The organism is Streptomyces sp. NPDC096046 (genome assembly GCF_040303285.1).
In the GTDB taxonomy this organism is placed as follows: domain Bacteria; phylum Actinomycetota; class Actinomycetes; order Streptomycetales; family Streptomycetaceae; genus Streptomyces.
The window spans coordinates 73,417-94,446 of sequence record NZ_JBEOSZ010000018.1; the positions used below are offsets into that span (position 1 = coordinate 73,417).

Here is a 21,030-nt window from a genome sequence, read left to right on the forward strand (position 1 = left end):
GGACCCATCCCATGGCCGACGCCCCCGCCGGCACAGTGACCTTCGTCGGCGCCGGACCCGGCGCCGCCGACCTGCTGACGTTCCGCGCCGCGCGCGCCATCGCCGAGGCCGACGTGGTGATCTGGGCGGCCAGCCTGGTCCAGGAGGAGGTCCTCGAGCACGCCCGCGAGGACGCGGAGATCCTGGACTCGGCGACCATGTCCCTGGAGGACGTCGTCGCCGTGTACGAGCGAGCCCGCGCCGAGGGCCTGAAGGTCGCCCGCATCCACTCCGGTGATCCGGCCCTGTGGGGCGGCACGCAGGAGCAGGTCGACCGGTGTGCCGAGATCGGCATCGCGACCGAGATCGTGCCCGGGGTGTCCTCCTTCTCGGCCGTCGCGGCGCTCGCCCGGCGCGAGCTGACCATCCCCGAGGTCGCGCAGTCGGTCGTGCTGACCCGGCTCGGTGGCGGCAAGACGCCGATGCCGCCCGGGGAGGAGGTCCGTGAGTTCGCCAAGCACGGCACCACCATGGCGGTGTTCCTCTCCGCCGCCCGCAGCGGGCAGCTCGTGCGGGAGCTGCTGGAGGGCGGCTACCCGACGACGACCCCGGTCGTGGTGGCGTACCAGGCGACCTGGCCCGAGGAGCTGATCGTGAAGTGCACGATCGGCACGCTGGAGGAGACGGTCAAAGAGCACAAGCTCTGGAAGCACACCCTGTTCCTGGTCGGTCCGGCGCTCGACGCGCACGGCACACGCTCGCACCTGTACCACCCGGGTCACTTCCACGGCTACCGCAAGGCCGACCCGGAGGCCCGCAGGGCCCTGCGTGAACGGGGTGCCAGTACATGATCACCGTGGTCGGCACGGGGACGGGGGCGGCGCCTTGTGACGACGTGCTCGCCGGTGCCGAGCTGGTCGTGGGCGGGCGGCGGCATCTCGATGCCGTGCGGCTGCCCGAGCGGGCGGAGCGGGTCGTGCTCGGGCCGCTCGCACCGGCTCTCGACACCATCGGCACGTACGTCGCGAAGGACCGTCCCGTTCTGGTCCTGGCCTCCGGCGACCCCGGGTTCTTCGGGATCGTGCGGGTGCTGGCCGAGCGGTTCGGGCCGGAGCGGCTTCGGGTGCGGCCCGGGGTGTCGTCCGTGGCCGTCGCGTTCGCGCGGATCGGGCTGCCCTGGGAGGACGCCGTGGTGGTGAGCGCCCACGGGCGGGAGCTGCGCACGGCCGTCAACGTGTGCCGGGCGCAGGCGAAGACGGCTGTGCTGACCGGGCCGGGCGCGGGCCCCGCGGAGCTGGGTGCCGCGTTGCGGGACGCGCCGCGGGTGCTGGTCGTCGCCTCCGGGCTCGGCTCGCCGGCGGAGCGCGTGGAGCGGGTGACGCCCGCCGAGGCCGCCGCCCGGGACTGGGGCACGGCGGTGAACGTGGTGCTGTGCCTGGACGAGACGCGCGCCCTCGGGGCCGTGCGGACCGTCGCGGGGCCTGGGGAACGGCCCGCCGGCTGGGCCCTGGAGGAGGCGGAGTTCACCCACCGGGACTCGATGATCACCAAGTTCGAGGTGCGGGCGCTGGCCCTGGCCCGGCTGGGGCCGCGCCCGGGTGATCTGGTGTGGGACGTGGGCGCGGGTTCGGGGTCCGTGGCCGTGGAGTGCGCGCGGCTGGGTGCGGCCGTCACCGCCGTGGAGAAGGCCGCGGACGGGGTGGAGCGGGTCCGCGCCAACGCCGCCGCGCACGGCCTGGACATCCGCGTGGTACGGGGCACGGCGCCGGACGTGCTGGCGGATCTCGCCGAGGCCCCGGACGCCGTGTTCGTGGGGGGCGGCGGGCGCGAGCTGCCCGCCGTCGTCGCCGCGTGTGCGCGGCGTGCCCGGCGCACGGTGGTCGTCGCCATGGCGGCGCTCGACCGGGTACCGGCCGCACGCGAGGCCCTGACGAGCGCCGGTCTCACCTGCGACGGCGTGCTGCTGCAGTCGTCGCGGCTCGCGCCGCTGCCCGGGGACGTGACCCGGCTCGCGGCGACCAACCCCGTTTTCCTGCTGTGGGGCGTCCGGCCTCCGGCAGCTGTCGAAGAAGGAGTCGCTCAGTGATCGGCCTCATTTCCGCCACCGCGGCGGGAGCGGCTGCGCGGGACCGGCTGGCCGCGGCGTGGCCGGACCGCACGCGGGTGTACGACGGTCCCGTCGGGGACGCCGTACGGGCCGCGTTCGCGCAGTGCGAGCAGCTCGTGTGCTTCCTGGCGACGGGGGCGGTGGTGCGGCTGGTGGCACCGCTGCTGTCCGGCAAGACCGAGGACCCGGGCGTGGTGTGCGTCGACGAGGGCGGGCGGTTCGCCGTGTCCCTGCTGGGCGGGCACGCGGGCGGGGCCAATGAACTGGCCCGCGAGGTGGGCGAGGTGCTGGGCGCCGAGCCGGTCGTGACGACGGCCACGGACGCCGTGGACCTGCCGGGCCTGGACACCCTCGGCCTGCCCGTCGAGGGCGATGTCGCGGGGGTGTCGCGGGCGCTGCTGGACGGTGAGGCGGTGGCACTCCGGGCCGAGGTGGCCTGGCCGCTGCCCCCGCTGCCGGTGACGGACGAGGGCCCGTACACGATCCGGCTCACCGACCGGCTCGTGGAGGCGGCCGGGCGCGAGGTCGTGCTGCGTCCGCCGAGCCTGGTCGTCGGGGTCGGGGCGTCCAAGGGCGCCCCCGTCGAGGAGGTCCTCGGGCTGGTCGGGGACGCCCTGCGGGAGGCCGGGCTGTCCCCGGCGTCCGTCGCCGAGCTGGCCACCGTCGACGCCAAGGCCGCGGAGCCCGGCATCGTCGAGGCGGCGCGGCGGCTCGGGGTGCCCCTGGTGACGTACTGCGCCGAGGAGCTGGCCGGGGTCGATGTGCCCAACCCGTCCGACGCGCCGCTCGCGGCCGTCGGCACCCCGTCCGTCGCGGAGGCCGCCGCGCTCGCCGGAGGGGGCGAACTCCTCGTCCCCAAGCGGAAGTCGGCCGCGAGCCCGGCCATGGCGACCTGTGCCGTCGTACGGCGGCCGGGGCGCGGGCGGCTCGCGGTGGTCGGGCTCGGGCCGGGCGCCCGGGACCTGCTGACACCGCGCGCGAAGGCCGAACTGCGGCGTGCCCGCGTGCTCGTGGGGCTGGACCAGTACGTCGACCAGATCCGTGACCTGCTGCGGCCCGGCACCCTGATCCTGGAGTCGGGGCTCGGGGCCGAGGAGGAGCGGGCGCGCACGGCGGTCGAGGAGGCCCGCAAGGGGCAGGCCGTCGCCCTGATCGGCAGCGGGGACGCCGGCGTCTACGCCATGGCCTCCCCCGCGCTGGCCGAGGCCTCCGACGACATCGACGTGGTCGGAGTGCCCGGCGTGACCGCGGCGCTCGCGGCCGGCGCGATCCTGGGCGCCCCGCTGGGCCACGACCACGTGTCGATCAGCCTGTCCGACCTGCACACACCGTGGGAGGTCATCGAGCGGCGGGTGCGCGCGGCGGCCGAGGCGGACCTCGTGGTCACCTTCTACAACCCGCGCTCGCGCGGCCGCGACTGGCAGCTCCCCAAGGCGCTGGGGATCCTCGCCGAGCACCGGACGCCGACGACGCCGGTCGGTGTCGTACGCAACGCCTCGCGGCCGGACGAGTCCAGCCGGCTCACGACGCTGGGGGCTCTCGACCCGGCGACGGTCGACATGATGACGGTCGTGACCGTGGGCAACACGGCGACCAGGGACATCGCGGGGCGCATGGTGACCCCGCGCGGCTACCGCTGGCAGTCGGCGCGGGAGGGCTCCGAGTGAACCGCGTCGTTCATCCGATCGAGGTGGAGTCCTACCGGCGGCTGCGCGCCCGGCTGGACACCTCGCACTTCCCGCCGCTGACCCGGGCGGTGGTGGAGCGGGTCATCCACTCCGCCGCCGACCTCGACTACGCCACCGACCTCGTCATGGACGAGGCCGCCCTGCGGAAGGCGCACACGGCGCTGCACGCCGGGGCGCCCGTGGTCGTGGACGTGGAGATGGTCGGCGCCGGGATCACCCGGCGGGAGACCGTCTGCCGTCTGAGGGACGCCGAGTCCGGTCCGGGGCTGACCCGTTCCGCGCACGCGATCCGGCTCGCCCACGAGCAGGTCGGCCCCGGCGCCCTCTGGGTGATCGGCAACGCGCCGACCGCGCTGGAGGAACTGCTGACGCTCGACGCCGACCCCGCGCTCGTCATCGGCCTGCCCGTCGGTTTCGTCGGAGCCGTCGAATCGAAGGCCGCGCTGCGCGAGAGCGGACTGCCCGCCGTGAGCAACGTGTCCGAGAAGGGCGGGTCGGCGGTCGCCGCCGCCGCGCTCAACGCCCTGCTGTACCACCCCACTTCCGCCGAGGAGAACCTGTGACCACCCCGCCCGCCCTGCTCATCGCCGGCCACGGCACCCGCGACGACGCCGGAGCGGAGGCGTTCCGCGACTTCGTACGGCGGCTGGGGGCCCGGCACCCCGGGCTGCCCGTCGCGGGCGGCTTCATCGAACTGTCCCCGCCACCGCTGGGCGAGGCCGTCACCGAGCTGGTGGAACAGGGCGTGCGGCGCTTCGCCGCCGTCCCGCTGATGCTGGTGTCCGCCGGGCACGCCAAGGGCGACATCCCGGCGGCCCTGGCCCGTGAGAAGGAGCGGCACCCCGGCATCTCCTACACCTACGGGCGTCCGCTCGGCCCGCATCCGGCGCTGCTGAACGTGCTGGAGCGGCGGCTGGACGAGGCCCTGGGGTCGGCGGACCGCACGCCCGGGGACCGTGCCGACGTGACGGTGCTGCTGGTCGGGCGCGGCTCCACGGACCCGGACGCCAACGCCGAGGTGCACAAGGCGGCCCGGCTGCTGTGGGAGGGGCGCGGGTACGCCGGTGTCGAGACGGCGTTCGTGTCGCTGGCGGCGCCGGACGTGCCCAGCGGGCTGGACCGCTGTGTGCGGCTGGGCGCCCGCCGGATCGTGGTCCTGCCCTACTTCCTGTTCACGGGCATCCTGCCGGACCGGGTGCGGCACCAGACGGAGGGCTGGGCGGCCGCGCACCCGGAGGTCGAGGTGCTCTCCGCCGACGTCATCGGGCCGGAGCCGGAGCTGCTGGACCTGGTGTGGGAGCGGTACGAGGAGGCCGTCAAGGGCGATCTGCGGATGAACTGCGACTCGTGCGTGTACCGCATCGCGCTGCCCGGCTTCGAGGACAAGGTGGGCATGCCGCAGCAGCCGCACTTCCACCCGGACGACGACGACCACCACGGGCACGGGCACCACCACCACGGCGCTCACTCGCATGCGCACTGAGAGCGGGCACGATCTGCGCCACCACGGCGACGCGGAGGTCCGGGACGACGGCGGCTCGCTCGTCGACCTCGCCGTGAACGTCCGCGCGGACACACCGCCGAAGTGGCTGCGGGAGCACATCGCCGCGTCGCTCGGCGGCCTGGCCGCCTACCCGGACGGGCGTGCCGCGCGGGCGGCGGTGGCGGCCCGGCACGGGCTGCCGGTGGAGCGGGTGCTGCTGACGGCGGGAGCGGCGGAGGCGTTCGTGCTGCTGGCGCGGGCGCTGAAGGTGCGCCGGCCGGTCGTCGTCCACCCTCAGTTCACGGAGCCCGAGGCGGCGCTGCGGGACGCCGGGCACACGGTCGGCCGGGTGCTGCTGCGGGAGGAGGACGGCTTCCGGCTGGACCCGGCGGCCGTCCCCGAGGACGCGGACCTGGTCGTGATCGGCAACCCGACCAACCCGACCTCGGTGCTGCACCCGGCGGACACGATCACCGGCTTCGCCCGCCCCGGGCGGGTGCTGGTGGTGGACGAGGCGTTCATGGACGCGGTGCCGGGCGAGCACGAGGCCCTGGCCGGCCGTGCCGACGTGCCCGGCCTCGTGGTGCTGCGCAGTCTGACCAAGACATGGGGGCTGGCCGGGCTGCGGATCGGGTACGTGCTGGCGGCGCCGGAGACCGTCGAGGACCTGGAGCGCGCGCAGCCGCTGTGGCCGGTGTCGACCCCGGCGCTGGCCGCGGCCGAGGCGTGCGTGGGGCCACGGGCGGTGGCGGAGGCGGCCCACGCGGCCCATCGCATCGCCGCGGACCGCGCGCATCTGCTGGCCGGCCTCGCCCGCTTCGCCCCGGCCGGGTTGCGGGTCGCCGGGCCCTCGCAGGGCCCGTTCGTCCTGATCCGCCTGGAGCGGGCGTCCGAGGTGCGCCGACGCCTGCGCGACCTCGGTTACGCCGTGCGCCGCGGGGACACGTTCCCCGGCCTGGACGAGGAGTGGCTGCGGCTGGCGGTGCGGGACCGCGCCACGACCGACGGGTTCCTGCGGGCGCTCGAGCGGGCGCTGCGGCACTGAGGCCCGGGCTTCCGTGGCACTGGAACAGGCCTTGGAGCCCTTGCGGCACCGACTCCTCAACCTCTCGCCGCCACCCCCGGCTACGGGATCAGCCGCGGCGGCGGGCCAGCACCACCGCTCCCCCACCTGCCACGAGCAGGGCGATCCCGCCGCCCACGAGGTACGGCGTCGTCGCGTCACCGCCGGTCTCGGCCAGCCTCTCCTCGGCGACTGCTCCCTGCGGCTTGGCGTCGGCCCGCGGGGCGGGCGCATCGGCCGAGGGCTGTGCGCCGGCCGCGGGCTCGGCCGCAGGCTCGGCCGCGGGCTCGGAGGCGGATGCGGGCTCGGACGCGGGTGCGGGCGTCTTGCAGGCCGCCTCGGCCAGGGTGAGCGTGCCGTCGACCTCGGCGACGTTCAGCTTCGACGGGTTGACCGACACCTTGAGTTCGAGGGCGGTGGCGGCGGCCGAACGGGCCGTCGTCCGGGTGCTCGACAGATCCAGACGCACCTCGCCGACGCCCGGCACCTCGACGTCCGCCGAGCCCTCGGCGGTGAGGTTCACGCGCTCGCCGAGCACGGTCACCGAGCCGGGAATGGCGGTCGTGGCGACCGGCTTCTCCCCGACCTCACAGGTGGCCTTGGACGTGATCTGCTCGACCTCGATCACCGCCAGCAGCGGCAGGCCGGGGACGTGCAGGCGGGCATGGACCAGGGTGGAGGCCGCCTCGGCCTTCGTGGCGCTCGTCGTGGCTCGCGCCCGAGCCACCTCGGCGCGCAGCACGCTGAAGGGCCGGCCGCCGTTCACCGCGTCCAGACGGGCCGTCAGTGTGGTCTCCTCGGCGCTCTGCGGAGCCTGGACCTCGTTGAGGGAGACGGCGAGCGGGACGTTCACCGACTTGTTCAGCAGGGAGACGTCCAAGCCGGTGCGCAGGGTGACCGCGCTCGCGCGGCCGTGGTCGTCGGCGGCGTACGCCGGGCCCACGCCGGTCAGTGTCGCGGGCCCGGCGGCCAGGGCCATGACCGTCGCGACGGTCGCCAGACGGCGTACGGGCACACGGAAGAAAGTGCTGTTCACGGTGGAGGCTCCAGGAGAGACAGGCTCGGGTCCCTGAAACATTCGTCTCGCGGTGCGTACACCCTGAGTGATCTGACGCCACTTCACTCCAACGTGGCAAGATCGTAGGAGACCTTGACCGCCCGGCACGGCACAGGCGTTCCCCGCCGTCACCCCTCGCGGTTACCCGACCACGCGCCCGTTCAGCACCACCCGGCGCGGCGATGCCAGGACCCGTACGTCCGCGCGCGGGTCCTCGTCATAGACGACGAGGTCGGCGGGGGCGCCCTCGTCCAGGCCGGGGCGGCCGAGCCAGGCGCGGGCCGTCCAGGTGCCCGCCGCGACGGCCTCGACGGCCGGGATGCCGGCGGTGACCAGTTCGGCGACCTCGGCGGCGGCCAGGCCGTGGGCGAGACTGCCGCCGGCGTCGGTGCCGACGAAGACCGGGATCCCCGCGTCGTAGGCGCCCCGGACGGTGTCGTAGCGGCGTTCGTGGAGCCGGCGCATATGGGCCGACCAGCGCGGGAACCGGGCCTCGCCGCCCTCGGCGAGCTGCGGGAAGCCGGCGATGTTGACCAGGGTCGGCACGATGGCCACGCCCCGCTCGGCGAACAGCGGGATGAGGTCCTCGGTCAGGCCCGTCGCGTGTTCGATGCAGTCGATGCCCGCCTCGACGAGGTCCCGCAGGGAGTCCTCCGCGAAGCAGTGCGCGGTCACGCGGGCTCCCAGGCGGTGGGCCTCGGAGATCGCCGCCTCGACGGCGTCGCGGGGCCAGCACGCCGACAGGTCGCCGAGGTCGCGGTCGATCCAGTCACCGACCAGCTTGACCCAGCCGTCGCCGCGCCGGGCCTCCTGGGCGACGTAGGCCACCAGGTCCCCCGGCTCGATCTCCCAGGCGTAGTTGCGGATGTAGCGGCGGGTCCGGGCGATGTGCCGCCCGGCACGGATGATCTTCGGCAGGTCCTCGCGGTCGTCGATCCAGCGGGTGTCGGAGGGCGAGCCGGCGTCGCGGATGAGCAGCGTGCCCGCGTCCCGGTCGGTCAGGGCCTGCTTCTCGGCGACGTCCGCGGGGACGGGGCCGTGCCGGTCGAGTCCCACGTGGCAGTGCGCGTCGACGAGGCCGGGCAGGGCCCAGCCGACGACGGTGCGGACGTCGCGGGCGCCGCCGGGACGGTCGTAGGAGACGCGGCCGTCGACCACCCACAGCTCGTCCCGGACGTCCTCGGGCCCGACGAGCACCCGTCCCTTCACGTGCAGCACCGTGCGATCGCTCATGTACCGCACCTTAGTGAGCCGGCCGCCGAGCCTCTAAGGGGTCCTTTCACTATGAGCGTCCGATCAGGGCACGTGGTCTGGTGCCGTGCATCGCAAGGCGCCGGGAAGCCCTCGTAGCGGAGCTACTAGGGCGTTTCGGCAACGCGGCGAGGTGCGGTGCCAGGCCGCGCGACCCGGACGGGCATAGTGAAAGGACCCCTAAGGAGGCCGGTGTCCGCGGGACTCGCCACGTGAGGGGGTGGGGCCGGCCGGTTACCCTCGATGCGATCGAACCTGCTGTGAGTGAAGAGAGCATTGCCGTGACGCATCCGTTCCTGGACCTGGCCCCGCTCGGCGCGGACCGCTTCGCCGCGATCGAGGACCGTGTCGCACGGCTGATGGACACCCGGCAGGACGTCGTGATCATGCAGGGTGAGGCGCTGCTGCCGCTGGAGGGCGCGATCCGTGCCGCGGCCGGTCCGGGCACCACGGCGCTCAACGTCGTCACGGGACCGTACGGCCAGACCTTCGGCGACTGGCTGCGGGACTGCGGCGCCACGGTGATCGACCTGGCGGTGCCCTTCCACACGGCCGTGACGGCCGAGGAGATCCGGCAGGCCTTCGCCGAGCACCCGGCCATCGACTTCGTGTCCCTGGTGCACGCGGAGGCGGCGACCGGCAACACCAACCCGGTCGCGGAGATCGGCGAGGTCGCGCGGGCGCACGGGGCGCTGTTCTACCTGGACGCCGTGGCGTCGATCGGGGCCGAACCGGTGCTGCCGGACGCCTGGGGCGTGGACCTGTGCGTGATCGGCGCGCAGAAGGCGATGGGCGGCCCGGCCGGGGTGTCGGCGGTGTCGGTCAGCGAGCGGGCCTGGGCCCGCATGGCGGCGAACCCGAAGGCGCCCCGCCGGTCGTACCTGTCGCTGCTCGACTGGAAGGAGCGGTGGATCGACGGCGGTCGCACGGCGCTGCCGCACGCGCCCGCGCAGCTGGAGATGCTGGCCCTGGAGGCGTGTGTGGAGCGGATCGAGACGGCGGGGCTGGAGGCGGTGACGGCCCGGCACGCCTCCGCCGCGGCGGCGACGCGGGCCGGCGCGGTCGCGCTCGGTGGCGGGCTGGAGCCGTACGTGTACGAGGCCCGGGACGCGGCGCCCGTCGCCACGACGCTGCGGGCGCCGTCCGGGCTGGTGGCGTCGGAGCTGGTCCGGCGGGCGCTGGCGGCGGATCCGGCGGTGCCGCTGGCCGCGGGCGGAGGCGCGCTGGCCAAGGAGATGATCCGGGTCAACCACTACGGCGCGCAGGCGACGCCCGGGGCCGTGCGCGCGAGTCTGGCGGCCTTGGGGGTGGCGCTCGCCGAGCAGGGCCTGCCGGTCGACGTGGAGGGCGCGCTGCGGGCCGCCGAGGAGGCGTGGCGGTAGTCCCCGGCCGAAAGGCATCGGACCTCCGGGCACCGGGGCAGCGCTGTCGGTGCCCCGTGTCATGCTCCCCGTATGACCGCCGACACACCCGCTGACGCCCCCGCCCTTCCCGACGGCCGCCCCGTCCCCCACCTCAGCGGTGACGAGCGGGCCATGCTCGAGAGCTGGCTGGACTTCCACCGGGCCACTCTGGTGCTGAAGTGTGCCGGGCTGGACGACGCTCAGGTGCGGGTGGCGGCGGCCGAGCCGTCGTCGCTGACGCTGCTCGGGCTGGTGCAGCACCTCGCGGAGGTCGAGCGGAACTGGTTCCAGCGGGTGGCCGGCGGGCTGTCCGTACCGCCCGTGTTCGAGGATGCGACCGGCTACACGCTGGATCCGGCGCGGGGGCTCGACGAGGCGCTCGGGATCTGGCGGCGGGAGATCGCGCGGGGGCGGGAGCTGTGCGCCGGGCTGCCGCTGGACCACCTCGGGCGGGTCGCCGAGGGGCCGGTGCCCGGCATGGAGGTCAGTCTGCGCTGGGTTCTCATTCACATGATCGAGGAGTACGCGCGGCACAACGGTCACGCCGATCTCCTGCGGGAACGTATCGACGGAGTGACCGGGGCCTGAATTCCACGCGCTTTCCGATACATTCCACATGTAAGCTGACACACAATTGGCAATTCTTTCGAGAACAGCTTCCCGTACTCTCCTGCCCGCTTTTGCCAATCCTAAACGCACAGGTTTCAGGGATGCTCGGCGGCGCAATTCCAGCAGGTGTCGCGAGGGTTGCACAGCTGTGACGCGTTACACATCGTGACCGCTTTGCCCGGTAATTACCGGTCAATACCGGGCATTCCTCCCCTTCGCCGAGGGGATCCTCGCGCTCGCGTGATAACACAGACGTGGCCCATATGTAACCCTCATCGGCGATGCAATTTCGAATTTCGCTGGGTAAGTTCGTTTCGCATGACTGCCGTACAAGCAGATCCGCAAATCGACCGCCCCATGGTGGCTGACGGAGCCGCACTCTGGCGGATGGCGAAGGACTCGAAGGTTCTCGACGTGAACTCGTCCTACAGCTATCTGCTGTGGTGCCGCGACTTCGCCGCCACATCGGCCGTGGCCCGTGACGAGCGCGGCGAGCCGATGGGTTTCATCACCGGGTACGTGCGGCCGGACAGCCCGCGCACCCTGCTGGTCTGGCAGGTGGCGGTGGACGAGGCCCACCGCGGGCGCGGACTGGCCGCCGCGCTGCTCGACGGTCTGGTCGCGCGGACCGCGACCGAGCGAGAGGTGACGACGGTGGAGACCACGATCACCCCGGGCAACACCGCCTCTGAGCGCCTGTTCACCTCGTTCGCCGAGCGTCACAGCGCACGGCTGGAGCGAGAGGTGCTGTTCGACACGGGCCTGTTCCCCGACGGGCCGCACGACGCGGAGGTGCTGTACCGCATCGGCCCTCTGCCCCACTGAGACTTCCCGCGCCGCCCCACTTCCGCAGACTTCCCCCACGTACCGAGGAGCGATTCGTCGTGACCATCACCCAGCCCGACCTGAGCGTCTTCGAGACCGTCGAGTCCGAGGTGCGCAGCTACTGCCGCGGCTGGCCCACCGTCTTCGACCGTGCGGTGGGCAGCCGCATGTACGACGAGGACGGTCATGAGTACCTCGACTTCTTCGCAGGAGCCGGGTCACTGAACTACGGGCACAACAACCCGGTCCTGAAACGCGCGCTGATCGACTACCTGGAGCGGGACGGCGTCACGCACGGGCTCGACATGTCGACCACCGCCAAGCGCACGTTCCTGGAGGCCTTCCAGAACCTGCTGCTGCGCCCGCGTGACCTGCCGTACAAGGTCATGTTCCCCGGCCCGACCGGCACCAACGCCGTGGAAGCCGCGCTGAAGCTGGCGCGGAAGGTGAAGGGACGCGAGTCGATCGTGTCGTTCACCAACGCCTTCCACGGCATGTCGCTGGGCTCGCTGGCCGTGACCGGCAACGCCTTCAAGCGCGCCGGCGCCGGCATCCCGCTGGTGCACGGCACCCCGATGCCGTTCGACAACTACTTCGACGGCACGGTCGAGGACTTCCTGTGGTTCGAGCGGCTCCTGGAGGACCAGGGATCGGGCCTCAACAAGCCCGCCGCCGTGATCGTCGAGACCGTGCAGGGCGAGGGCGGCATCAACGTGGCCCGGCCCGAGTGGCTGCGCGCCCTGTCCGAGCTGTGCGAGCGGCAGGACATGCTGCTGATCGTCGACGACATCCAGATGGGCTGCGGCCGTACCGGCGCGTTCTTCTCCTTCGAGGAGGCGGGCATCACGCCGGACATCGTCACCGTCTCCAAGTCGATCAGCGGCTACGGCCTGCCCATGTCGCTGTGCCTGTTCAAGCCCGAGCTCGACGTCTGGGAGCCCGGCGAGCACAACGGCACCTTCCGCGGCAACAACCCCGCGTTCGTCACGGCCACCGCGACCCTGGAGACGTACTGGGCCGACGGTTCCGCGATGGAGAAGCAGACCCGCAAGCGCGGCGAGCAGGTCGAGCAGGCCATGATCTCCATCACCGAGGAGAACCTGGCCGACGTGAAGGAGTACCGGGGCCGCGGCCTGGTGTGGGGCCTGGAGTTCCACGACAAGGCACGCGCCGGCAAGGTCGCCAAGCGCGCCTTCGAGCTCGGACTGCTCATCGAGACGTCCGGCCCGGAGAGCGAGGTCGTGAAGCTGCTTCCGGCCCTCACCATCACGCCGGAGGAACTGGACGAGGGCCTGAGCACGCTGGCCCGCGCCGTCCGAGAGACCGCCTGACACCGAACCGAGAGCACCACCCATCTAGGAGGCATCGCAGCACCGTGATTGTCCGTTCGTTCAAGGAGATCGAAGGTACCGACCGGCACGTGAAGGCGGCGTCCGGCACGTGGGAGAGCAAGCGCATCGTCCTCGCCAAGGAGAAGGTCGGCTTCTCCCTGCACGAGACGGTCCTGTACGCGGGTACGGAGACGTCGATGTGGTACGCGAACCACATCGAGGCCGTGGTCTGCGTGGAGGGCGAGGCCGAGCTGACCGACCACGAGACCGGGCAGACGCACACCATCACGCCCGGCACCATGTACCTCCTGGACGGGCACGAGAGGCACACGCTGCGGGTCAAGAAGGACTTCCGCTGCCTCTGCGTGTTCAACCCACCCGTGACCGGACGCGAGGACCACGACGAGAACGGCGTGTACCCGCTGCTCACCGAGGAGGTGTGACGTTTCCATGACCGCCATCACCGAGACCACCACCGGTATCACCGACCTCTATCCCAGTCGCGGCGCCACCGAGGTGCTCACGCCGCGTCAGGACCCGGTCGTCTGGGGCGCCCCCGACGCCCCGGGCCCGGTCGCGCCGGCCGATCTGCTGTCCTTCGAGCGCGACGGTTTCCTGGCCATCGACGAGCTCATCGGCCCGGATGAGGTCGCCGTGTACCGGGACGAGCTGAACCGGCTGGTCACCGACCCGGACATCCGTGCGGACGAGCGGTCGATCGTCGAGCCGCAGTCCAAGGAGATCCGCTCGGTCTTCGAGGTACACAAGATCAGCGAGGTGTTCGCCCGGTTGGTCCGCGACGAGCGGGTCGTCGGACGGGCGCGGCAGATCCTCGGCTCGGACGTGTACGTCCACCAGTCGCGGATCAACGTCAAGCCGGGGTTCGGCGCCAGTGGCTTCTACTGGCACTCGGACTTCGAGACGTGGCACGCCGAGGACGGTCTGCCGCGGATGCGCACGGTGTCGGTCTCGATCGCGCTGACCGAGAACTACGACACCAACGGCGGGCTCATGATCATGCCGGGATCGCACAAGACGTTCCTCGGGTGCGCGGGGGCCACGCCGAAGGACAACTACAAGAAGTCGCTGCAGATGCAGGACGCGGGCACGCCCTCGGACGAGGCGCTGACCCAGCTGGCCTCCCAGCACGGCATCAAGTTGTTCACGGGCAAGGCCGGTTCGGCGACCTGGTTCGACTGCAACTGCATGCACGGATCCGGCGACAACATCACGCCGTTCCCGCGCAGCAACGTGTTCATCGTGTTCAACAGCGTGGAGAACACGGCGGTGGAACCGTTCGCGGCACCGGTGCGGCGACCGGAGTTCATCGGAGCGCGGGACTTCACGCCGGTGAAGTGACCGCTCCTCTGCCGGGGGTCCGAGGGTCGTCCCCCGGAGGACACGGCATCGGAGCGCGGGACTTCACGCCGGTGAAGTGACCGCTCTTCTCTGCCGGGGGTCCGGGGGTCGCCCCCCGGAGGACACGGCATCGGAGCGCGGGACTTCACGCCGGTGAAGTGACCGCGTGACAGCGGTGAAGTGACCGTGTGACAGAGCTGCCGGGTGGGGCCTCCTCCTGTGGGACGGGAGGCCCCACCCGGTTGTGTCATGCGGCGAGGATCTCCAGAAGCCGGTCCACGTCCGCGGGCGTGTTGTAGAGGTGGAACGCGGCCCGCAGGTTCCCGGCCCGGTCGGAGACCTCGATGCCCGCCCGGCTCAGTTCGCCCTGCCGGTGACCGAGCCCCGGCACCGACACGATGGCCGAGCCCGGCGCGGGCACCGGCTCGTGTCCCAGCCCGGCGAGTCCGGCGCGGAAGCGGTCCGCGAGGCCGACGTCGTGGGCGTGCACGACGTCGACGCCGATCTCTTCGAGCAGTTCCAGCGAGGCCCGCAGCCCGGCATAGGTGAACAGGGCGGGGCTGACGTCGAACCGCCGCGCCGAGTGGGCGAGTTCCTCGACCGGGCCGTAGCAGCTGTCCCAGGGGCGTTCCCCGGCGACCCAGCCGGCGAGCAGCGGCGTGAGCCCGCCGAAGTCCCGCGGGGCGACGAAGAACGAGGCGCCGTGCGGGCCCAGCAGCCACTTGAAGCCGACGGCGGCGAGGAAGCCGTCGGCGTCGGCCTCGATCGGCAGCCAGCCGGCCGACTGGGAGGCGTCGACGTAGGTGCGGGCACCGTGCGCCCGGGCGGCCTCGCGCACGGCCGGCAGGTCGGCGAGGCGGCCGTCGGCGGACTGGGCGGCGCTGACCGCGACGAGCGCGGTGCCGGGGCGGACGGACTCGGCGACCCGCTCCAGCGGCACGGCCCGCACCTTGAGGTCGCCGCGCGCGTGGAACGGGTTCACCAGCGAGGAGAAGTCGCCCTCCGCCGTGAGGACTTCGGCTCCGGCGGGCAGGGACGCGGCGATCAGCCCGCCGTACTCGGCGACCGAGGCCCCGGTCGCGACCCGCTCGGCGGGCACGCCCGCCATCCGGGCGAAGGACGCGCGGGCGGCCTCCACGTCCTCGTACAGGGGACCCAGGGGCGTGCCCTCGGCGCGCATCCGCACCGCCTGCTGCACGGCGCTGACGGTGCGGGCGGGCAGGAGCCCGTTGCTCGCGGTGTTGAGGAAGGTGTGCTTCGGGGTGAACTCGGCACGGACGAGGTTCTCGAAGGTCTCCATGGGACCACTCTGCGTCCCCGCGATCTCCCCGTCCATTGCCGATTTCTGCGTGATGCGGCCAAGGAGCGCTTATGGATGCGCTCCGAGCTGGGCTTTTCAGGGCTGAGGCACGGCGCAGCCGTCCGGTCCGCAGGCGTCCGCGCCATCGGCGTCGCCGCTCTCGACGATCTTGAGGGGCGAGCGCTCGCCGTACGCCTGGGTGAGGGCCCGGGCGAACACCTCGGCGGGCTGGGCGCCGGAGACGCCGTACTTCCGGTCGAGGACGAAGAAGGGCACGCCGTTCGCTCCGAGCTCCGCGGCCTCGCGCTCGTCGGCACGCACCTCGTCGGCGTACGCGACCGGGTCGGCGAGCACCGCGCGCGCGGTCTCGGCGTCCAGCTCCGCGGCCGAGGCGAGTTCCACCAGCCGCTCGTCGTCGTCGAAGACGGAGCGCTCCTCGGCGAAGTTGGCCCGGTAGAGCAGGTCGAGGAGCTGCTCCTGGCGGCCCTGCTCCTTCGCGAGGTGCAGCAGGCGGTGCATGTCGAAGGTGCTGCCGTGGTCGCGGCCCCGGGTGCGGTAGTCGAGCCCCTCGGCGGCGGCCTGGGCCCCGAGGTTGTCCTCCCCGGCCTCCGCCTGCGCGGCGCTCATCCCGTACTTCTCGGTGAGCATCGTGATCACGGGCTGGACGTCGTCCTTGGCGCGGCCCGGGTCCAGCTCGAAGGAGCGGTGCACCACCTCGACCTCGTCGCGGTACGGGAAGTCCCGCAGCGCCTTCTCGAAGCGGGCCTTGCCCACGTAGCACCAGGGGCAGGCGATGTCGCTCCAGATCTCGACGCGCATGTCTCGACTCTCTCCAGGTCGTACGGAACGGAGACTCCCTCCGCCAAGTGCATGAACGTTCAAGCAGTGGGATTCATTCCCCGGACAGGGCACACCGCATCCGCACATGGTGGTCCTCCGGCCCGGCCGGCTCCGGGACCCATCCCAGCCGCCGGTAGAACCCCTGGGCCCGCAGGTTGTCCACGTGCACGTCCAGGACGGCCTCCCGACGGCCGTCGGCCCGCCACTCCTCGACGCAGGCCGCGTGCAGCGCGGCGCCGACCCCGCGACGCCAGTGGCCGGGGTCGACGTGGAACTGGAACAGCTTCACCGTGTCCGCCGGTGCGTCCTCGGGGACGCGGAAGGAGGCCAGGCCGATGATGCGGCCCGCCTCCACGACGCACAGCACCCGCCCGTCGGGCCGGGTGAGGGCGCCGCGCCAGGCGGCGGTCCAGTCGGTGCCGTCCTGCGGCAGCCCGCCGGGGTAGTACGTCGCCCGGGCCCGCGCGTGCAGCGCGACGACGTCCGCCACCTCGGCGGGCAGGACGGTACGGATCACTCGGCCTGGAGTCACTCGGTTCCTGATCATGGAACCGATGACGTGATCGCGCGGGACGGTGGTTCCCGGCCCGGCCTCAGCTGCCGTCGCGCAGATCCTTCGGCCAGGACGGCCTGAACTCGATGTGGTCGTACGTCACCACGCAGCCCTCGCCCATCGGGGACTGGGTCATGAAGCCGACCAGCGCCGCCTCCGTCTCCTTCTCGCCGGCGAGGGTGAAGAGACGGACGAAGACCCAGCGTTCACCGTCGCGGGAGGCGTGGAAGGCGAAGGCGCGGCCGGTGCGGCTCACCCGGAGCCAGACGGAACTGCCGTCAACCGCGAAGGAGTTGGCGTCGTCGGAGTGACCCCGGGTCACCACCGTGCAGACGGTGGGGACGTCCGGGGAGTACTCCAGGCAGAGCTTGGCCCAGGCCCGCTCCCCCACGTGCACGTAGAGCACACCGGCATCGAAGGCCGCGCCGAACCCGACGGTGACCTTGGCGATCAGCTGGAAGTCGCCTTCGGGCGCCCCGAGCAGCCGGGGCGCGTCGGAGGCGGGGTCCAGCCCCTCATCGGTGGGCGGAACGAACCGGTCCTGCCGCGCCCCGGCCCACCCGGTGAGCACCCCCTGCTCATAGGACCAATGGGCATCAGGCCCGTAGGTGCGCAGAGGGAAGGGAAGTTCAGGAAGTTCCAGATCCATTCGGCCAAGTGTTCCAGGTCCGCCCTGACGGGGCGCGGGACTGTGTCAATTTGCGGCTCCGCCGCGTGGGCGCGATCAACCACGACGAACCGGCAGCCCGCGATCCACCGCACCCCCACGGCGCTAACGCTCCAAACGCCCGTTGAACCGCCGCGGCAGACCCAGCGGGTTCTCGTCCCGCAACTCCGGGGGAAGCAACGCCGACGGCGTGTTCTGGTAAGCGACAGGCCGCATCCACCGCTCGATCGCCGTCCCGCCCACCGAAGTGGACGTGGACGTCGTGGCCGGGTACGGACCACCGTGGTGCTGGGCCGGCGCGACGGCGACACCCGTCGGCCAGCCGTTCACCAGCACGCGCCCCGCCAGCGGCGTCAGCTCCGCGAGGATGTCGGCGCCGCGGCCCTCGCCCGCCGCCTCCTCCTCGGACAGCTGCACCGTCGCCGTGAGGTTGCCCGGCAGCCGCGACAGCACCGCCTTCACCTCGGCCTCGTCCTCGTAGCGGGCCACCACGGTGACCGGCCCGAAGCACTCCTCCAGGAGCAGATCGTGCTCGCCCTCCGCGGCCAGCCTGCTCGCGGGCACCGTGAGGAAGCCCGCGCTGACGGTGTGCTCGCCGCCCGCGCCCGGGGTGACGGGGGACTCGACATCGGGCAGTCCGGCCCGCTCGGCGACGCCCGCGACGAAGTTGTCGCGCATCCGGTGGTCGAGCAGGACCCCGGCGTCGGTGTCGCTGACGGCGTCGGTCAGGGACTTCAGCAGGGCGTCCCCGGCGGCACCGGCCGGCGCGAGGACGAGGCCCGGCTTCACGCAGAACTGGCCGACGCCCAGCGTCATCGAGCCGGCGAGGCCCGTGCCGATCGCCTCGGCCCGCTCGGCGGCCGCGGCCTCGGTGACGACGACCGGGTTCAGGGAGCCCAGCTCGCCGTGGAAGGGGATCGGGACGGGGCGGGCGGCCGCCGCGTCGAAGAGGGCCCGGCCGCCGCGCACGGAACCGGTGAAGCCGGCCGCCGCGACCAGCGGGTGCTTGATCAGCTCGACGCCCGCCTCGAAGCCGTGGACCAGGCCCACGACGCCCTCGGGGATGTCGTGCCGGGCGGCGGCGCGGCGCAGCACCTTGGCGACGTACTCGGACAGGCCCGGGTGGTCCGGGTGGGACTTGACGACGACCGGGCAGCCGGCCGCGAGGGCACTCGCGGTGTCGCCGCCCGCGACGGAGAAGGCGAAGGGGAAGTTCGACGCCGAGTAGACGGCGACGACGCCCAGCGCCACCTTGTAGCGGCGCAGGTCCGGGATCGGCGGGGTCGCGGTGTCGTCGGGGTGGTTGATGACGACGTCGAGGAAGGCGCCCTCGTCCACGATGTCCGCGAAGGCGCGCAGCTGGTAGCAGGTGCGGGCGAGCTCGCCGGTCAGCCGGACCGGGCCGAGGGCGGTCTCGGCGTCGGCGGTCTCGACGAGGCCGTCCTTGGCCGCCTGAAGCTCCTCGGCGGCGGTGCGCAGGAAGGCCGCGCGGACCGTGCGGTCGGCCAGGGCGCCGCGCGCCTCGTGCGCGGCGCGGACGGCGGTGTCCACCTCCTGGGCTGTGGCCTCCACCGCAACCTGTTCACGCTGCTTCCCGGTTCGGGGGTCGACACTCCAGACTGGTGCTGCTGCCACCGCGGGTCCCTCCACACATGTATTGCCGCAGTACTGGGTCATCCACCAGGGACGTTCGATATACTGAACGCTGTCTCTGATGATGAATATGCTGGGGAGACTATTTCCCGTCCAACGAAGGGGTCAAGGGCGATGTCGGCTGGCGAGACGGGTGGCGGGGCGCAGGTCAAGTCCGCGGTGAGAACGGTTGAACTGCTCGAATACTTCGCCGGGCGCCCCGGCATGCACTCCCTCGCGGCGGTCCAGGAGGCCGTCGGGTATCCCAAGTCCAGCCTCTACATGCTGTTGCGCACCCTGGTCGAGCTGGGCTGGGTGGAGACGGACGCGACGGGCACGCGGTACGGCATCGGCGTGCGGGCCCTGCTGGTGGGCACGTCGTACATCGACGGCGACGAGGTCGTCGCGGCGGCCCGCCCGACGTTGGACCGGCTCTCGGACGACACGACCGAGACGATCCACCTCGCCCGCCTCGACGGCACCAACGTCGTCTACCTGGCCACCCGCCAGTCCCAGCACTACCTGCGCCCCTTCACCCGGGTCGGCCGCCGGCTGCCCGCGCACTCCACGTCCCTCGGCAAGGCGCTGCTGAGCACCTACTCGGACGAGCAGGTCCGCAAGATGCTCCCGGAGACGCTGCCCGCGCTGACCGAACACACGATCACCGACCGGGAGAGGCTCATCGAGGAGCTGCGCCAGGTGCGGGACCAGGGCTTCGCGGTCGACCGCGAGGAGAACACGCTGGGGCTGCGCTGCTTCGGCGTGGCGATCCCGTACCGCACGCCGGCGCGGGACGCGATCAGCTGCTCGGTGCCGGTGGCGCGGCTGACACCGGCGCACGAACAGCTGGTCAAGGACGCGCTCTTCGACGCGCGGGACCGGCTGACACTGGCCACCCGTAGGCTCTGAGTCATGGATGTCGAGCTGCGCCAGGTCCACGACAGCGATCTCCCGGTCTTCTTCCGGCAGATGAACGATCCCGAGTCCCTGAGCATGGCGGCCTTCACCCCGGAGGATCCGGCCGACCGGGCCGCCTTCGACACCCGCTGGTCCCGGATGCGCTCCGCGCCCGACGTCGTCGTCCGTACGGTCCTGGCCGACGGGGACGTGGTCGGCAGCGCGGGGGTGTACGGGGAGCCGGGCGAGCGCGAGGTGACGTACTGGGTGGACCGCGCGTACTGGGGCAACGGCATCGCCACGCAGGCGCTGCGGGCACTGCTGGCCCAGGTGCCCGAGCGCCCGCTGTACGCGCGGGCGGCGTCGGACAACGCGGGGTCGCTGCGCGTGCTGGAGAAGTGCGGCTTCCGGGTGGCGGCTGCGGCCCGGGGGTACGCAACGGCCCGGGGTGCCGAGATCGACGAGACGGTGATGATCCTGGAGGGCTGAGCGGCCCCGGGGTTCTCCCCCGTCCGGCGGAGGCGGATCGTCGCCGGGCAGGAGGTGCCGGGGACCCGCTCCGCGGGAGCCTGATCGCATGACGCAGTCGATCGCTCCCACCGCCGGGTTCCTGCTGAAGCGGGCGGACGCCGACGCGCTCGTGCAGGCGGTCCGGCTCGTCGCGCGCAGTGACAGCCTGCTCTTCCCGGCGGCCGTCCGCACCCTGGCGACCGAGCACGCCCGCGCGCACCCGGCACCGCCCGCGTGGGTGGCGAGGCTCACCGGACGCGAGCGGGAGGTGCTGCGGCACATGGCGGACGGGCTGACCAACGCGGAGATCGCGCGCCGTATGGAGGTCGGCCCGGCCACCGTGAAGTCGCACGTCGCGGCGGTGCCGGCCAAGACCGGCACCCGGGACCGCACACAGGCGGTGATCGCGGCGTGCGAGGCGGGTTTTCTGAACGGCGGATGAGAAAACGGCGCGTCGGATGAGAAACGGGACGGAC

The 21,030-nt window shown here is 72.7% G+C and carries 21 protein-coding genes and 1 pseudogene; 15 read left to right on the forward strand and 7 right to left on the reverse strand.

Going from position 1 to position 21,030, the window contains the following annotated elements; genetic code table 11:
• Positions 1-11: 11 nt before the first annotated feature.
• Genes cobM through cobC form a run of 6 tightly spaced genes read left to right on the forward strand, consistent with a single transcriptional unit; the run spans position 12 to position 6,302 of the window.
• The gene (cobM, locus tag ABTX62_RS18005) at positions 12-830 is read left to right on the forward strand and encodes a precorrin-4 C(11)-methyltransferase (RefSeq protein WP_352117068.1); all 819 of its coding nucleotides are present in this window, start codon (positions 12-14) and stop codon (positions 828-830) included.
• On the forward strand, positions 827-2,065 hold the full coding sequence (gene cbiE, locus ABTX62_RS18010; RefSeq protein ID WP_352117069.1) for a precorrin-6y C5,15-methyltransferase (decarboxylating) subunit CbiE: 1,239 nt from the start codon (positions 827-829) through the stop codon (positions 2,063-2,065). The genes cobM and cbiE overlap by 4 nt, the downstream gene beginning before the upstream one ends.
• Positions 2,062-3,753 (forward strand): precorrin-3B C(17)-methyltransferase, encoded by a 1,692-nt coding sequence (cobJ, locus tag ABTX62_RS18015; protein WP_352117070.1) that lies wholly within the window; start codon positions 2,062-2,064, stop codon positions 3,751-3,753. The genes cbiE and cobJ overlap by 4 nt, the downstream gene beginning before the upstream one ends.
• Positions 3,750-4,337, forward strand: coding sequence for a precorrin-8X methylmutase (locus ABTX62_RS18020; protein ID WP_352117071.1), 588 nt, complete (start codon positions 3,750-3,752; stop codon positions 4,335-4,337). The genes cobJ and ABTX62_RS18020 overlap by 4 nt, the downstream gene beginning before the upstream one ends.
• Positions 4,334-5,257: a sirohydrochlorin chelatase gene (locus ABTX62_RS18025; protein WP_352117072.1), complete on the forward strand. Its 924-nt coding sequence runs from the start codon at positions 4,334-4,336 to the stop codon at positions 5,255-5,257. Before ABTX62_RS18020 ends, ABTX62_RS18025 begins: the two co-directional genes overlap by 4 nt.
• Positions 5,247-6,302: an Rv2231c family histidinol phosphate aminotransferase CobC gene (gene cobC, locus ABTX62_RS18030; RefSeq protein ID WP_352117073.1), complete on the forward strand. Its 1,056-nt coding sequence runs from the start codon at positions 5,247-5,249 to the stop codon at positions 6,300-6,302. The genes ABTX62_RS18025 and cobC overlap by 11 nt, the downstream gene beginning before the upstream one ends.
• A gap of 88 nt (positions 6,303-6,390) precedes the next feature.
• Here the strand turns inward: cobC and ABTX62_RS18035 are convergent, their stop codons facing one another.
• The gene (locus ABTX62_RS18035; protein WP_352117074.1) at positions 6,391-7,356 is read right to left on the reverse strand and encodes an SCO1860 family LAETG-anchored protein; all 966 of its coding nucleotides are present in this window, start codon (positions 7,354-7,356) and stop codon (positions 6,391-6,393) included.
• A gap of 162 nt (positions 7,357-7,518) precedes the next feature.
• Positions 7,519-8,610, reverse strand: coding sequence for an amidohydrolase family protein (locus ABTX62_RS18040; protein ID WP_352117075.1), 1,092 nt, complete (start codon positions 8,608-8,610; stop codon positions 7,519-7,521).
• A gap of 299 nt (positions 8,611-8,909) precedes the next feature.
• Between ABTX62_RS18040 and ABTX62_RS18045 the strand changes: the two genes are divergently transcribed.
• The 6 genes from ABTX62_RS18045 (at position 8,910) to thpD (ending at position 14,155) form a co-directional block, all read left to right on the forward strand.
• Positions 8,910-10,010 carry a pyridoxal-phosphate-dependent aminotransferase family protein gene (locus ABTX62_RS18045; RefSeq protein ID WP_352117076.1) on the forward strand — a complete coding sequence of 367 codons (1,101 nt, stop codon included), beginning with the start codon at positions 8,910-8,912 and terminating at the stop codon, positions 10,008-10,010.
• A 72-nt stretch (positions 10,011-10,082) separates the two neighbouring features.
• Complete coding sequence (locus tag ABTX62_RS18050) at positions 10,083-10,619, forward strand: DinB family protein (protein WP_352117077.1); 537 nt, start codon at positions 10,083-10,085, stop codon at positions 10,617-10,619.
• Between the two features lie 339 nt (positions 10,620-10,958).
• Positions 10,959-11,465 carry a diaminobutyrate acetyltransferase gene (ectA, locus tag ABTX62_RS18055; protein WP_352117078.1) on the forward strand — a complete coding sequence of 169 codons (507 nt, stop codon included), beginning with the start codon at positions 10,959-10,961 and terminating at the stop codon, positions 11,463-11,465.
• 59 nt (positions 11,466-11,524) lie between these two features.
• Complete coding sequence (gene ectB, locus ABTX62_RS18060; protein ID WP_283972103.1) at positions 11,525-12,796, forward strand: diaminobutyrate--2-oxoglutarate transaminase; 1,272 nt, start codon at positions 11,525-11,527, stop codon at positions 12,794-12,796.
• A gap of 44 nt (positions 12,797-12,840) precedes the next feature.
• Entirely contained in the window at positions 12,841-13,239 is a 399-nt protein-coding gene (locus ABTX62_RS18065) for an ectoine synthase (RefSeq protein ID WP_352117079.1), read from the forward strand.
• A gap of 16 nt (positions 13,240-13,255) precedes the next feature.
• Positions 13,256-14,155 (forward strand): ectoine hydroxylase, encoded by a 900-nt coding sequence (thpD, locus tag ABTX62_RS18070; protein WP_352117125.1) that lies wholly within the window; start codon positions 13,256-13,258, stop codon positions 14,153-14,155.
• Between the two features lie 247 nt (positions 14,156-14,402).
• On the opposite strand, the gene ABTX62_RS18075 is transcribed toward thpD, so the two are convergent.
• From ABTX62_RS18075 to ABTX62_RS18095, 5 genes are all read right to left on the reverse strand, one after another.
• Positions 14,403-15,455, reverse strand: a complete 1,053-nt coding sequence (locus tag ABTX62_RS18075; RefSeq protein ID WP_352117080.1) for an aminotransferase class V-fold PLP-dependent enzyme — start codon at positions 15,453-15,455, stop codon at positions 14,403-14,405.
• Positions 15,456-15,551: 96 nt separating this feature from the next.
• Positions 15,552-16,274 (reverse strand): DsbA family oxidoreductase, encoded by a 723-nt coding sequence (locus tag ABTX62_RS18080; protein ID WP_352117081.1) that lies wholly within the window; start codon positions 16,272-16,274, stop codon positions 15,552-15,554.
• 73 nt (positions 16,275-16,347) lie between these two features.
• Positions 16,348-16,842, reverse strand: coding sequence for a GNAT family N-acetyltransferase (locus tag ABTX62_RS18085; protein WP_352117082.1), 495 nt, complete (start codon positions 16,840-16,842; stop codon positions 16,348-16,350).
• Between the two features lie 46 nt (positions 16,843-16,888).
• On the reverse strand, positions 16,889-17,497 hold the full coding sequence (locus ABTX62_RS18090; protein WP_352117083.1) for a DUF1349 domain-containing protein: 609 nt from the start codon (positions 17,495-17,497) through the stop codon (positions 16,889-16,891).
• A gap of 123 nt (positions 17,498-17,620) precedes the next feature.
• Entirely contained in the window at positions 17,621-19,150 is a 1,530-nt protein-coding gene (locus ABTX62_RS18095) for an aldehyde dehydrogenase (NADP(+)) (protein ID WP_352117084.1), read from the reverse strand.
• A gap of 132 nt (positions 19,151-19,282) precedes the next feature.
• Between ABTX62_RS18095 and ABTX62_RS18100 the strand changes: the two genes are divergently transcribed.
• The 3 genes and pseudogenes from ABTX62_RS18100 to ABTX62_RS18110 form a co-directional block, all read left to right on the forward strand.
• Positions 19,283-20,056, forward strand: a complete 774-nt coding sequence (locus tag ABTX62_RS18100; RefSeq protein ID WP_352117085.1) for an IclR family transcriptional regulator — start codon at positions 19,283-19,285, stop codon at positions 20,054-20,056.
• A gap of 3 nt (positions 20,057-20,059) precedes the next feature.
• Positions 20,060-20,533 (forward strand): GNAT family N-acetyltransferase, encoded by a 474-nt coding sequence (locus ABTX62_RS18105; protein WP_352117086.1) that lies wholly within the window; start codon positions 20,060-20,062, stop codon positions 20,531-20,533.
• Between the two features lie 103 nt (positions 20,534-20,636).
• Positions 20,637-20,996: pseudogene (locus ABTX62_RS18110) on the forward strand (LuxR C-terminal-related transcriptional regulator); the annotation flags it as partial.
• Positions 20,997-21,030 lie beyond the last annotated feature (34 nt).